7 protein-coding genes and 7 pseudogenes are annotated in these 14,115 nt (G+C 63.0%); 4 read left to right on the top strand and 10 right to left on the bottom strand.

The genetic code is table 11. The features are described from left to right. The 5 genes and pseudogenes from NKI17_RS36080 to NKI17_RS36060 form a co-directional block, all read right to left on the bottom strand. A partial coding sequence (locus tag NKI17_RS36080; protein WP_352907864.1) for a cytochrome P450 occupies positions 1-1,273 on the bottom strand: 1,273 nt, incomplete at its 3' end. Then, positions 1,273-2,115 (bottom strand): SDR family oxidoreductase, encoded by an 843-nt coding sequence (locus NKI17_RS36075; RefSeq protein WP_352842917.1) that lies wholly within the window; start codon positions 2,113-2,115, stop codon positions 1,273-1,275. The genes NKI17_RS36075 and NKI17_RS36080, both read right to left, overlap by 1 nt. A 168-nt stretch (positions 2,116-2,283) precedes the next feature. Beyond that, positions 2,284-2,409 (bottom strand): annotated as a pseudogene (locus tag NKI17_RS36070) (ferredoxin); the annotation flags it as partial. Between the two features lies 1 nt (position 2,410). Further along, a complete protein-coding gene (locus NKI17_RS36065; protein ID WP_352907863.1) occupies positions 2,411-3,700 on the bottom strand; it encodes a cytochrome P450 in 1,290 nt (429 codons plus the stop codon). A gap of 94 nt (positions 3,701-3,794) precedes the next feature. After that, the gene (locus NKI17_RS36060; RefSeq protein ID WP_352907862.1) at positions 3,795-4,997 is read right to left on the bottom strand and encodes a cytochrome P450; all 1,203 of its coding nucleotides are present in this window, start codon (positions 4,995-4,997) and stop codon (positions 3,795-3,797) included. Between the two features lie 1,679 nt (positions 4,998-6,676). On the opposite strand from NKI17_RS36060, the gene NKI17_RS36050 reads away from it, so the two are divergent. From NKI17_RS36050 to NKI17_RS36035, 4 genes and pseudogenes are all read left to right on the top strand, one after another. Next, complete coding sequence (locus NKI17_RS36050; protein WP_352692250.1) at positions 6,677-7,210, top strand: peroxiredoxin; 534 nt, start codon at positions 6,677-6,679, stop codon at positions 7,208-7,210. Positions 7,211-7,279: 69 nt separating this feature from the next. Further along, positions 7,280-8,716 (top strand): RNA polymerase factor sigma-54, encoded by a 1,437-nt coding sequence (gene rpoN / locus NKI17_RS36045; protein ID WP_352692249.1) that lies wholly within the window; start codon positions 7,280-7,282, stop codon positions 8,714-8,716. 57 nt (positions 8,717-8,773) lie between these two features. Beyond that, complete coding sequence (locus tag NKI17_RS36040; protein ID WP_352692248.1) at positions 8,774-9,991, top strand: MFS transporter; 1,218 nt, start codon at positions 8,774-8,776, stop codon at positions 9,989-9,991. A 10-nt stretch (positions 9,992-10,001) separates the two neighbouring features. After that, positions 10,002-10,164, top strand: a pseudogene (locus tag NKI17_RS36035) (DUF6429 family protein); the annotation flags it as partial. On the opposite strand, the pseudogene NKI17_RS36030 reads toward NKI17_RS36035, so the two are convergent. From NKI17_RS36030 to NKI17_RS36010, 5 pseudogenes are all read right to left on the bottom strand, one after another. Then, positions 10,145-10,288, bottom strand: a pseudogene (locus NKI17_RS36030) (transposase domain-containing protein); the annotation flags it as partial. The pseudogenes NKI17_RS36035 and NKI17_RS36030 sit on opposite strands and share 20 nt — an antisense overlap. A 115-nt stretch (positions 10,289-10,403) precedes the next feature. Further along, a pseudogene (locus NKI17_RS36025) lies at positions 10,404-11,403 on the bottom strand (tyrosine-type recombinase/integrase). Continuing rightward, a pseudogene (locus NKI17_RS36020) lies at positions 11,400-12,319 on the bottom strand (tyrosine-type recombinase/integrase). The pseudogenes NKI17_RS36025 and NKI17_RS36020 overlap by 4 nt, the downstream one beginning before the upstream one ends. 106 nt (positions 12,320-12,425) lie before the next feature. After that, positions 12,426-12,824 (bottom strand): annotated as a pseudogene (locus NKI17_RS36015) (tyrosine-type recombinase/integrase); the annotation flags it as partial. Between the two features lie 1,149 nt (positions 12,825-13,973). Beyond that, a pseudogene (locus NKI17_RS36010) lies at positions 13,974-14,115 on the bottom strand (transposase domain-containing protein); the annotation flags it as partial.

The following is a 14,115-nucleotide window of genomic DNA, read 5'->3' as shown; positions in this document are numbered from 1 at the left end:
CGCTCAGCAACCGCGGCCGCACCCCGGCCTGGTGCATGGTCAGTGCCAAGGCGATGCAGAACTGCACCATTTCCAGCCATACCAGGTGGTAGCCGATGCAGACGTGTGGGCCGGTACCGAACTGCAGCATGTCCACCGGCCGGATCGGCTCCGTGCGTTGCAGCCACCGCGCCAGGCGGAACTGATCAGGCGCCTCGTGCAGCAGCGCCGAGGTCGAGAAATGCAGCAGCGGGATGCACAGATGGGTGCCCGCGGGAATGCGCCGTTGGCCGAGTTGCAATTCCTGCAGCGCGCGACGCGGCAGGAGCGTGGTCGCCGGATGCAGGCGCAGCGTCTCGCGGAATAGTGCCTCGGCGACCGGACACTGTGCCAGGTCCGCGTGCCGGATCGGCACCGCGCCCACGCGTTGCGCCTCCTCGACCAGGGCATCCCACAGCACAGGCTGCCGCGCCAGCTCGATCACCATCCAGGCCATCGTCGAGGCAGTGGTGTCGTGACCGGCAAGCAGCAGCAAGCGGATATTGGCGACCAGGACGTCGTCGGAGAGCGCATCGTCGCTGCGGTCGAAGGCGCTCACCATGTCGTGGATCAGCCCGGTGCGCCCGGCCTGCGCGCGCGCGTCGCGAACGAACTGGCGCAACTGCGCGTCGATCCAGTCGCGGGCGGCGCGGCCGCGCCGCAAGGGCAGTCCGGGCAGGTCGACCGGTGGCGCGACGATCAGCTGCAGCAGTTGCCGGTACTTGCGATGCCATCCCGGCAGGTCCTGCGCGGGGATTCCCATGAGGCTGAAGATGAGCTTGAGCATCAGGTCGCCGGTTTCGCGCAGGATGGTTGCCTCGCCGCGGTCGCGCCACGCCTGCACCCGCGCCCGGATGACGGGCGCGAACAGGTCGCCGATGCCGGCCTGGGTCAGCCCCTTGGGCAGGAACGCCGCCTTGATCGCATCGCGCGCCTGCCGGTGCGCACCGCCGTCCTGGGCAACCAACGTTCCGCCAAGCAATTCGGGCGCGATCTCTTCGATCAGCGCCGAGGACACGTCCTTGTGCCGGAGCAGTGCGAACGCTTCCGGATCCACGCAGGTCATCAGGTGTCCGGCAGGGCCGAAATCCAGCCAGAAGTGGCTGCCCAGCGTCCGTTCTGCGCGCTGCAGCAGGCGCGGCAGGTCGCAGACAATGGCGGGAAGATGCCCGACCAGGGGGAAAGCGCCAGGCATGACCGGGATGTCGCATCGCAGCCGGTGCCGACGGTTGAGTGGGTTGAGCAGCATGTCCATCAGCAGCGCGCCGCCGCCGCCGATTCGGTATCGCCGGCAGGGGGCGCGGCGCAGCTGTTGCCACCGTCGGCGTATGTCGGCACATGCGCCAGCATGCCGCCGTCGATGCACACGACCTGGCCGGTGATGAACGCAGCATCGTCGGAGAGCAGGAACGCCACGAGCGCGGCCACGTCCTCGGGGCGGCCGACGCGCTGCAGGAGCTGGTGCCGGCGCAGATGCCGTTGCATGCACTCGTCCAGCTTGGCGAGGAGACGCTCGGTCATGACGAGACCCGGCGCAACGGCGTTGCAGCGGATCTGCGCATGACCGTATTGGGTGGCGAGCGAAGCCGAGAGCATGTTCATCGCCGCCTTCGACGCGGCGTAGGACGTCTGCGCCGTGTCACCGCTGAGCCCCTGGCACGACGACATGTTGACGATCGCGCCACCGCCGCGGGCGATCATCCGTGGGATGGCCTGCCGGCAGCAGAGCAGCGTGCCGCGCAGATTGGTCGCCATGGTCTGGTCCCAGACTGCCAGGTCCAGGTCGAGGATCGCGCGGTCGCGCGGGGTCAGATGCATGGCGCTCGCATTGTTCACCAGCAGGTCGACCCCCCCGAAGTGCCGCTCCGCCGTCTCGAACAGCGCTGCCACCGCCTGCTCATCGGCGATATCCATGGCTAAGGGCAGCGCGTGGCCTGCTTCGGCCGCGATCTGCGCGGTGCAGGCGATGGCCGCCGAGCCATCAATGTCGGCCACCACCACTCTGCCGCCCCCGCGCGCGATGGCGAGAGCGCATGCCTTGCCGATGCCGGCGCCGGCGCCGGTCACCACGGCCACCTTGCCTTCAAACCGTCCCATCGTGTCTCCTGAATTGCATTGGTCTTTCGCGGCATGCCGCTCGGCATCCGCCGGAGAGGGCGCAGGGTCGGCGCCGGCGCGCTCGTCATGGCCAGCGTCGCTTTCGATGACCCGAATGGCGCCGACCGGGCACTGGTTGGCCGCAAGCCGCACGGCGGCGTGCAGCGCCTGCGGGACCGTCGCCTCGCACACTTCGGCCACGCCGTCCGGTTCGCGCTGGCGAAAGGTGCCCGGCAGCGTCAGCACGCACTGCCCGGTAGTTCCGCACAGATCCTGATCGACCAGGACGCGCATCTCAGCCCTCCTGCCCATGCAGCCGCACCGGCAGCGCGCGGAACGTCCTAAGGAACGCGGAGGGCTCCCGGGTCGGCTGCTCGGCCAATGCCAGCGTGGGGAAGCGCGCCTGGATCCGCGGCAGGCTCTCGGCCAACTGCACTCGGGCCAGTTGCGCACCCAGGCAGAAGTGGATGCCGTGGCCGAAGGTCAGCATGATCTTCCCGTCGATCGACATGCCAGGACTGGTGCCGTAGAACCGCACGGGATCGAAGCGGTCGGGATCGGCGAAGGCGTCCGGGTCGCGATTGCCGGCCGCGATCAGCACGCGCACGTCCGCGTTCTTCGGGATCACCACGTCGCCCAGTTCGATGTCGCGCTGGGCGATACGCGGAATGGAGCTGAACATGGCGGGCGCGTCGTAGCGCAGTGCTTCTTCGACGAATGCCTTCACCCCCACGGCATCTCCCTTCAGCCAGTGCCGCTGTTCGGGATACGCCAGCATCGCCAGGACCGCATGGCCGATGGCCGCGGCAGTGGTGGCGAAGCCGCCCAGCAGCATGCCCCAGAGCATGCTGATCAATTCCGCATCCGACAGCATGTCGGCATCGTCGTCGTGTGCGCCGACCAGCATTGACACGATGTCGTGGCGGGAATCGATGCGCTTGCGCTGTATGAGGTCGCCGAAGTAGGCCTGCACCCTGGCGCTGGCCGCGTCCGCCGCGGCGAGCTGGGCATCGCTGGCGTGCGGGCTCAGGCCTTCCAGAATGGCGCTGATGCCGGCGACGAGCCCCAACATGTCTTCCTGGGGCATGCCGAACAGTTCGCCGAAAACCAGCATGGGCAAGGCCAGCGCGAATTCCCGATGCAGGTCCACCGCCTCCCCGCGCTCCAGCGCGGGCGCCATGCCGTCCAGGCGCGCTGCGACGATGCGAGCGATGGTCGGCCTCAGGTTGTCGATCTGGCCCATGGTGAAATCGCGCGAGATCAGCCGGCGCAGACGCGTATGCGTCGGTGGTTCCTTCATCGCTAGCGTGGACGCCAGCAGATTGAGTGACAGGCTGGTCGCCGCACGCGGGAAATAGCGCGCCAGTTCGCCCGGCGCCGGTCCCCGAAAAGCATCGCCCGTGGCCTTGAGCGCCCAGTAGATGTCGGCGTGGCGGCTCAACAGAAAGAGGCCCGACGCCGCGCGATGCACCGGATCGTGCTCGCGCAACCACCGCATGAACGGATACGGGTCGTGGATGCACGCTGGCGACGCCAGTTCGGCGAAGGCGTCCCGGCATGCTGCCGTGGTTTCTTGCACGTCCATCTTGGTTACCTGTTGGCTGGCTGATCTGACCGGCGCGCGCCAGGCGCGCCGGCAAATTGCGGAGAAGATCGCGATTCCCGGCGGCGTCCGCGCATCACCAGAGCACCGTGAACTCCTCGAACCCGCCAGTGATGATCTCCTTGCGCAACTTCAGTTCTTCGGGCGCCACGGCCAGGCGCAGCGCGGGAAAGCGCTGGAAGATCGAACCGAACACCACCTTGAGTTCCAGCCTGGCCAGCGCCGCGCCGATGCAGTAGTGCGGCCCATGGGAGAACGCCAGGTGCGGGTTTTCGTCACGTCCAATGTCGAAGATTTCCGGGTCGTTGAAATGGCGCGGATCGAACGACGTCGCCGGCAGGCCGACCAGCACCTTGCTCTCCGCGGGAACATGCACGCCCGCGATAGTCACGTCGGTCCTCGGATAGCGCATGATGCCGTCCCAGCCCGCGCCCGGCGGGTACATGCGCAGGATTTCCTCCACCGCCTTGTCCACCAGGGATGGATCGCCGACCAGGCGTTCGCGCTGTTGCGGATGGCGGAACATGGCCAGCAGGCCGAATTCGATCTGCGCGACGGTGCTCTCGTGCCCCGCCACCAGCATTCCCGCCGCCAAGCCGATCGCCTCTTCCTCGGTCGCCTTGCCCTGGTCGACCGCCGCGAGCAGATCCGTCAGCAGGTTGTCGCCAGGATCCTGGCGCTTGTCCCGCATCTTGCCGCGAATGTAGGCACGCAGTTCTTCCCAGGCCAGGCGCGACGCGCTGCGCGGGCCGCTTTCATGCTGGTGCGTCATCACCTCGTCGGACAGCCCGGCGAAAAAGGCGTGATCCTCGTAGAGCACGCCCATCAGCGCGCTGATGACCATGGCCGGAAGCGGAAAGGAGAGGTGGCGCCGCAGGTCGGCGGGCTGGGGCTGGGCCGCCAGCGTCTCGAACAACTGCGCGGCGATCGCCTCGACCTGTTGCGCGAGCAGCTTCACCCTGCCGTTGCTGAAGGCCGGCGCCACGATCGCACGTAACCGCGCATGCTCGCTCCCCTCGTGCGAGACCAGCCACCCCGGCGAACCGAGAATCACCGAATCCGGGGTGAATGCCGCCGGCGGCATTCCGGAGGGCCGGAACGCCGCGTCGGACAACACCGCCTTGGCCTCGTCGTAGCCTGTCACCCACCAGCCTTTGTGCCCGGACGGGAAGCGCACGCGGTGGATCGGACCGTTGGCGCGTAGCGCCAACATCTCGGGCGAGGGCTCGATGTGATCGACGCGCCACATCGGCAGCGTCGGCAAGGGTTGTTCGGACATGGTGGCACTTCACTCTCTAGCGGTGGAAGGGCGAAAAGTGACCGGCGGGCGCTGCGGGCAGCGAATGACCAAGACGGCATGTAGACGACGTCCTCCGAAGGCCGACCCGATTATCAAGATCGGCCAACGTGTAACTGTCTAGGCATACCGCGCGGCGAGATGCAGAACTTTATCCAGCGCCTTCGAGTTCAGGATAAGGTGGGTGTGGTGGGCCTTTGAGTCGCAGCCGGCCATCAACATTTCCTGCGCAAGGGTCGACAAGGGCGGCAAGCTGTTTGGTAGGGGCGGTTTCGCCGAGGGACCCCTTCCCATAGAAGGCTATCTGATGCGGATTTGACAATTTGCTTTTCTTTCTTCGTTCCATCGATCGCGGTGTCATCCACGAAATGAAGGTCGGTCGGCAGCTCCCGGCCCGCAACGAAGGAGCATCAAAACTCGTGCCAATTTGGCCGAACCAGCAGAAGAAAAAGAATTATGATTGCTTTTCAGTGGGTTAGCCTGAGGCCGGACAAGAGCTCGGCGAAATAGGCCGGTGTCGCGGACCAACAAAGGCGACAGAACAGTATCGGATAGTACGCGCCTGGGGACCTTTCGGTCGGGCTTGCGACATTCTGGTCCAGTTTCGAACATAGAGGGTTGCAAATACACACGCTTGGGGAATGCGACCCTCTCGGAACCAGGGCGCTTGCCCAAGACCGCACGCTCATGGTTGCTGCGACAGGCGCGTGTTCGCGAAAGTCGAGCCTGCGCACCCAAGAACACGCTAGCGGGCAGACGCTACGCAATCGCTGCAGTCCCCGCCGGTGTGAGTAGTGCATCGGCTCGGCTTCCGGTTCGTTTTTGCCCAGCCGGTGCGGAAGCGCCGAATCTCCGCACCATACAGCACCGTCGTCAAGTGTGGTGACGAGGCAGTTATAGCGCGCGCCCGATCTCGGCGAAGACACGGCCTCCGAGAGAAAGGGGGCGGTCCAAAAGCATCTCCTATTTGAAATGGCACGCCGCTTGCTGCTCCTGGTTAGAGCCCATCAAATCACGATGAAAGCAACTTGCACCATGCCCGACACGCGAAGCTCTAGACCGTGGCCTGAGGAGACGGTGCCCGTTCCCGCTGAACATTGGGACATCGTCTCCTCCGGAGGTCCGTGCTCGGCAGCCGCTTTGCGCATGGCTGGTCCGATGCCGGCACGCCAACACGTGGCGCTCACGCAATTGCCGTCTACCGGTTCTGTTCAGCGTGTGAGTGCCCAAGAGCCCCATCAAAGGGTCACCCAAGCCAAGGTCGGCGGGTCGCTGCCACACATCGGCAACACGCTGAACCAGTTCAGTGACGCGGGTCTGTTGCGTGAAGTCACATTTGAGGCCTCCACATGCTTGCGATATTGGCTACTTCCGGCCGCTATCACTTTTCCCCGGGCACGAGCGCGAGTGATCGATCCCGCTTGCGGCGCCATAGCCGTGGAAAGTTGCCCAAGCGGCTCGACGGTGTCCAGCTCGCTCAGATCGATTGCGTTCGGGTGGCGAAGACAAGCAGCCAAGACGTTCCCATACATCGGGATGGAAAAAGGAGGTTGCGAGCCGCGAGGTCCTCATTCCATGCCCGGCATACGAGCCTTTGCTCGGTATTGCGCCAGCCTCTGCCAGAATCCAGCGCGCCAGTTTTTTTCTTTAGGAGCAACTTGATGACCGTTCAAAAGAAAGTTCCCTTCGTCACCTTTCTCACGCGTGTTCGCGATGAGTCAGTCCAGGGGCCAAATCCATATCGCTGGGAAGAAAAGACATCTGAGGACTACTTTGCCGGCAAGCGCGTCATCCTGTTCTCGCTGCCTGGCGCCTTCACCCCGACTTGCTCGACCTACCAACTGCCCAAGTTCGAAGAGCTCTATGATGAGTTTGAGAAGGAGGGAATTGACGCGATTTACTGCGTCTCCGTCAACGATGCCTTCGTCATGAATGCGTGGGGGAAGTCCTTGGGCCTGCAGAAGGTCGAGCTCATCCCCGATGGCTCAGGCGAGTTCACACGCAAGATGGGCATGCTGGTCGCCAAGGACAATCTCGGCTTCGGGATGCGCTCCTGGCGCTACGCCGCCCTGATCAACAATGGCGTGGTTGAGCAGTGGTTCGAGGAGGAAGGTTTCTCCGACAACTGCGAGGCCGACCCCTATGGCGTCTCATCCCCGCAAAACGTTCTCGAAACGCTGAAAGCCGCCGCATGACCTAGAAAACGTCTCACTGATGCCATTGCCCGCCCCAAGAGGCTCCTCGACAGGACTATCGCGCTCACCATGCAATCCTCAGCAAGCCTGCTTCAGCGCCAGAAGCAATCCATGGTCGCATCGCCTCAACTCATTGAGTCGATTCGCTTGCTGCAACTGGCGCATACTGAACTGCATCAGTTCGTGGAGCGGGAAATCGAGAAGAACCCGCTCTTGGAATCTGCGTCAAACGATGGCGGGCCTTTTGGCGATGTTTCGATTTCGGGAGCGGATCAGCGTGTCGGTCCACGCGCAAACGCCGTTGACGGACCGACCGGGGCCGGCTCGCCTGAACGGCTCGGGCAATGGAAATCACTTCGCAACACGACCAACAACCCGCCGGGTAATGGCCCTTCCCTCGACGAGTTTGCCAGCCTCGCCGAGACATTGCACGACCATGTCGCTCGTCAGATCGCCCTCACTGCGTTCACACCACAGGAGCGGCTGATCGCTGGCCAGCTTGCCGCCGATCTGGAAGACACTGGCTATCTTCGGGCAAACCTTTTGGAGCTGGCCGAGAGCCTGAATGTCCGGGAGGCTGATGTGGAACGGGTTCTCGGAACCTTGCAGCACTTTGATCCACCGGGAATTTTTGCGCGAACTCTCGGAGAATGCCTCGAAATCCAGTTACGCCAGCGAGACCGGTTCGACCCGGCAATGGCAGCTTTGGTTGCCAATCTTGAAATGCTTGCGCGACGCGATTTTCAGGCACTGAAGCAGCATTGCGGCGTCGATGAAGACGACCTTCTCGACATGATGCATGAGATTCGGGCGCTCGATCCCAAGCCTGGAAACCGATTCCAATCCGGTGCGTCTGAATCAATCATACCCGACGTCTGGGTCACGCCCTCGCCGGAAGGCGGGTGGCAGATCGAACTTGATCCGGCCACACTGCCCAAGCTGCTGATCAACCAAACCTACTATGCCGAAGTGTCGCGTCAAACTGTCCAAAATTCGAAAGATCAAGCATTTCTCAACGAATGCTTGCAAAACGCGAACTGGCTAATCCGCAGCCTCGATCAGCGCGCCAAGACGATTGTTAAGGTTGCGGCTGAAATCGTGCGCCAGCAGGATGCCTTTTTGGAACATGGCGTCGCCCACCTGCGGCCTCTCAATCTCAGAACCGTCGCTGACGCGATCGGCGTGCACGAGTCGACAGTAAGCCGGGTGACCTCGAACAAGTACATGCTTACCCCGCGCGGAGTCTTCGAACTCAAGTATTTTTTCACCGTCGCGATCGCGTCCTGCCAAGGCGGCGATGCGCACTCCGCCGAAGCTGTCCGCCATCGGATCAAAGCGATAATTGCCGCAGAATCTCCCGGCGACGTGCTTTCCGACGATGACATCGCTGTCCGGCTGAAGGAAACCGGCATGGATGTTGCGCGCCGCACCGTCACAAAATATCGCGAAGCAATGAACATCCCCTCCTCCGTGCAACGCCGCCGGGAAATGCGCTTGTGTCTTTAATGTGGGTCAAGGCAGCCAACCCCATGTTGCAGTGCCTCCAAAGTGGAGACTTCGTTCATGACCCGATCCGCGGCAGAGGACATGGACGCTGTTCTGCACGACCCAGAAAAGCCCGACCAACCGTCTGGTCCCGCATGGGGTGCGGTTATTTCGCTTTCCTTGGGCACCTTCGGGCTGGTGACGGCAGAGTTTCTGCCTGTCAGCCTGCTCACGCCGCTTGCGCATGATCTCGGTATCACCGAGGGTGCGGCTGGACAGGCGATGACGGCGACCGCTATCGTCGGGGCGATCTCGGCGCCGACGGTGGCCATCACCACAAAGCGCCTGGACCGCAGGATAGTCATGTGGGCGATGACGCTGCTGCTGATCCTGTCGGACGTTCTGGCGGCCGGCGCGTGGTCGCTCGCGGTTCTCCTGACTGCACGGGTCGTGCTCGGCATAGCGCTCGGCGGCTTCTGGTCGATGTCGGCATCACTGGCGATGCGGCTCGTTCCAAGCCACCTCCTGCCGCGCGCCATGTCGATCATCCTCACCGGCGTTTCCGTCGCTACCGTTTGCGCAGCTCCAATCGGCGCTTATGTCGGCGATATTTGGGGGTGGCGAAGCGCTTTCATGCTCGCCGCAGTCTTCGGCGCCGCTACACTGCTGGTGCAACTCATAACCATTCCGAGGCTGCCTCCGGTCGGAGTGGCTAGCTTCCGCAGCCTGCTGGATGTGGCCAAGATTCCGATGGTCAAGGTCGCGCTTTTGGTCGTCCTGCTGGTCGCTTCCGGCCACTTCGCCGGAATCACCTATATCCGCGCCTTCCTCGAGAAGATTCCCGCGCTGGATGTCGACATGATCCCGCTTGTGTTGCTTGCTTTTGGCATCGGCGGATTCTTCGGCAATTTGGCCGGCGGGCTTCTGGCCGAGTACAGTCTCAAGGCAGTCGCGGCCCTTGCCCCGCTGCTCATAGCGATAGCCGCTGTTTCGCTGCTGACGGCGGGAGCATCGGCCTCGGCCTCGGCGATTGCGATTGCCGCCTGGGGCTTTGCCTTCGGCGCAGTGCCAGTGGGATTGCAGACGTGGATGGTGCGGCGCGCCGCTCCCGAGCAGGCCGAAAGCGCCGGTGTGCTGATGGTCGTAGCGTTCCAAGTGGCAATCGCAGCGGGCGCGATTTTCGGCGGACTATTGGTGGACAATATTGGGATTGCCAGTGCCATTGCCTACAGTGCTGTTGCCACGTTCCTCGCCGCCCTGACAGTGTTCCTGCTCGGCCCGAAGCGCGAAACCTAGACCGCCTGGACGATGCGCCTGGAAGAGCTTTGATTGGGATGTGACGGATCGGCTGCATCGGAAGGGGCTGATTACAGACCCTGCGAACAAGGCCAAGTCCTTGGTCCTGACGGACGAAGGTCAGCGGTCGGAGGAACTGTTCCGCGCGCGTGTTCACGCGGCCGAGGCCATAAGGATCTGGCGGGGCTGCCAATTCCACGGAAGCAGTTCATGAAGCCGGTTCTGCGGCGTATCGGCGACGCGGGTGAGGACGTCGGCCAGCCAGGCCTGCGGATCGACGTCGTTGAGCTTCGCCGTTTATGCCGACCGCCAAACTATGCCGAGCGCCTCTTCCGATCCATGGCGGTATGAAGCGCTTTGCCCGCCATTTCGACCGAGAACCGGTCGTTGACACTCGGCATAGTTCTCATGCTCAAAGGGCGTTCAGGAATTCAAGAAGTCGGTCGTTTGGCCGAAATCGTTCGGCCTTTGCGCGTTCGTATGGCTTCAACTTGCCAAGTGCGGATTCCTTCTGCTCAAGATGTGCGTGAAGATAGGTCAGCGTCGTTTCCATCGCCTCATGGCCCAGCCATAGGGCGATGACCGAACAATCGACGCCCGCCTGCAGCAGCTCCATGGCAGCGCTGTGCCTCAAAATATGAGGCGACACCCGCTTCGAGCGGAGGATGACGCAGTGTTCGCGAGCCTTGGCGACATGTTTGTTCAGCAGCGCCTGCACGCCGTCGGCGCTCAGCCTGCCGCGGTGCATGTTCGGAAAGAGAGCCGTTGCGCCCCGTTCCTGGGCTCGTTGAGCCAGCCCCGAAGGGCTTGCTGTGCAACCTTGGTGAGCGGCGTACTTCGCTCCTTGCGGCCCTTGCCAACGCATCGCACGTGGGCACCGTGCCCCAGCATGACCGAGTCCCGGTTGAGATCGATGATCCCCGAGACCCACAGGCCTGTTTGCGCGGCCAGCAACAGCAGAGTGTGATCACGCCGTCCCAGCCATGTGCTGCGATCCGGACAGGCCAGGATCGCTTCAATCTCGGGCCTGGTGAGAAACTGAAGCTGTCGCTTGTCGCATCGCTTGCTCGGGATCGCGAGCACGCGTTGAATCTGAGCGCTATGGGCCGGCTCCTCGAACGACGCATATCTGAAGAAAGACCGAATGGCTGTGAGGCGGAGGTCCGGGTCCTCACTGAGGCGGACCGCAGTGTCTCGAGGTCCTCCAGAAATGCGCCGATGAAAGGCGCGCCCAAATCCCGCAGTGTCAACTGCGTCGGAGACCTGCCAAGGCGTGTCTGCGCGAATGCAAACAGGAGCCGGAAGGTGTCGCGATAGGAGGCGATGGTGTTGGAGCTTACACCTCGATGTCGCATGAGCCGATCGGTGAACCACCGCTCGATCAGCACGGCTAAATCGTTCGAGGCGCTCATGCGCGAACCTCCCACCGCTCATCCAGCAGTCGCGCAGCATGGGTCATTAGCTCCGGCGCGGCGGATAGATACCAGTAGGTGTCGCGAACATTGGCGTGGCCGAGAAAGGTCGAGAGGACCGGCAGTTCCCGCTCGACATCTTCGCCCGCACGATACCAGTTGGTCAGGGCCTGGACGGCGAAACGGTGACGAAGATCGTGAACCCGCGGACCATTACGCTGTCCCCGCTGCCGCAGACCGATCTGTCGCGACAGCTGCCAGAACACCCGGTGCACGTATTGGTGCAGCAATCTGCCGCCCTGCTCGGCGACAAAGAAATAGGGGCTACGAGGCGCGACGAGATGCGCGTCGCGTCGCGCGGCGTAGTCCGACAGCACGGCGACCGTCGTGGCATGGAGCGGGACCAGCCGCGACTTGCCGAACTTCGTCTCCCGAATGGTGAGGATACCTTGGTCCAGATCGACGTCGTCCCGGCGCAGGTCGAGCGCTTCGGAATGGCGTAGCCCGGCGACCGCTATCAATCCGAACAGACAATGATATGTCCAGCGACGCAGGGCGTTGGCCGGCGGCAGCGACAGTGCCGCCGCCAAAAGCGCCGTGATCTCATCGGTATAGATGAGGGCTTGGCCCGCCGCGCCGGCGGCACAGCGCCTTGAGGTGGCACTTCCGTCATCGGGTCGAAATGAGCGAGGTGCTGAGCGAAGCAGCGCACATCGGTCAGGCGGATGGACCAACTCGCTTGTCGGCCGATCAACGTCACCCACTTCATTGCCAGCGCCGTGGTGATGGTCTCGGCGCCGCGAGCCTCCATGAAGGTGACGAAATCCGAGAACCGTCGAGCGGGGCCATGATACTTGTATCCCAATCCTTGGCGCATGCCCACATAGCGCTCGAGCGCTGTTCGAAGACGGCTCATTGGACACCTCCCGGCCAGGGCAGGCTAGTTCGCGCAGCTTCTCGATGTCGAGCTTGGCATAGATCCTCGTGCTGTCGATGCTCCGGTGACGAAGCAACTGGCCGATCTCAGCAAAGCTGGCCCCCGACCGCAGCAGGTCGGTCGCAAGGCTGTGGCGGAAGAGGTGCGCGCCGTGGTGCGCATAGCCGTGAATACCTGCCCGCTCGAGGGCCTCCTTCGCGATCATCGTGATGGCGCAGCCTGAGGCAAAGCCGACGTGCGGAGCAAGCATTCGCAGAAATAATCGGCGACACGCTGAAGCCGGTCGCCCATGCCGGATGTAGGCGACGACAGCTGCACCGACGTCGTGGCGTAGTGGCATCATCGCTTGCCGCCGTCCCTTGCCATGGACGAGGACACTGCCCGACTGCCAATCGATATCGTCAAGACTGAGCGCCGCAACCTCGCTGGCGCGCAAGCCCAGCTTGGCCAGCGCCATCAGAACCGCATAGTCGCGAAGCCCCATTGCCGTGGTCCGATGGCAGGCATCGAGAACCAACTGAACCTTCTGTGGTGGCAGGAAGGTTGGCAGGCCAGCAAGCCGCCAGCGACGGATCGACGTATAGCGCCCGACATAGTCGAGCACCTGGGCATGGACATGCACGAGCTGACCGCACCAAGGATGCCACGGATATAAAAGCTCGCGAACCTCCGTCCCGTGGGTGTACTGTCGTCGTGTTGTACACCACCGCGCGGCCGCATTCCCAAATCGCCTGGCAGACACCGGCCGAGTTCGCCACCACCTTCAATCTGCGACGGTCGCTCGCGCTGCGCTATGCCAAAGGCTCCGCGCCAGCGCCCGCCGCTTCACCCGCCCAGCAGGGCACAACCCACGCCGGAAACGAACTCAAAACTGGATAGAAAACTGGGGGCAAGATCACTCGCCACCGGGCGGCTTGGCGACCAGCTTTGGCTCCATCGGCGGATGAACTCGAGCCGGCGGGCGCCGGGCTGCAGCAACAAAAACGTCGATTTTTCATCGCGTACATACGGCCAGACAAAAAGCCCGGCGTGCTCCCTCCGCCATATCAATCGATTTTATCCGAGGTGTCACATCCGGGTAATCTAGCGGCTTCTAATGAAACCGGCTAAGGGGAGCGCGGATTTGGGGGAACTTTTCGTGAATAGCCAAAAAGATGCAGAGCGTATCCTCGCCGAAATGTCGATCGCACAGGCGATTTACGATGCCATTTGCGAGATGAACGGATCTTCGTACAGGCAAGACAAAGCACCTTTGCGGTGGGACACTTCGTCAGGCCAACCGTTGAGCCTAATGAGTATTGACGGCTTTTTCGAATTGCGGGAACTCGCTAGGCGCATAGCGTCGAAGATCGACACGCCTGCGCTCATCAGTCTCCAAAGACACACCTCGCAGTCGTCAAAAAAGATTGACTTCCATTAGGTAGAAACTGCGCTCGCGCTGCGACGTGCCTCTGGTCTGAGCGCCGACAAAACCCGGCGATCGGGAACCGCCCGCCGCACCTTTCGGCACGGCGGGCGATCAGTCGTTCACCAGGCACGGGGGTGTGGGCGGGGTGGTGTGCCCGGTGCACGTGATCGTAGAACCTATGCTCATAGGCGGCTGCGTCTACCGTAAGCGGGTAGCTGATGCCGTTCAGCGATGGTAGTTCCAAGGCATGAGCGCCTCGATACCCTGTTTGGCCAGCCATTGGCAATGCGCTCGAGGGTCAGGGTGAGCCAGGCGTGTGGATCGACCTGATTCATCTTGGCGGTGGTCAGCAGCGTGGCGATGGTGG

This window comes from Mesorhizobium sp. M0816 (assembly GCF_040320005.1).
GTDB lineage: Bacteria > Pseudomonadota > Alphaproteobacteria > Rhizobiales > Rhizobiaceae > Mesorhizobium.
Note: the sequence above shows the minus strand (reverse complement) of the source record. Positions and strands in the feature narration are given on the sequence as shown.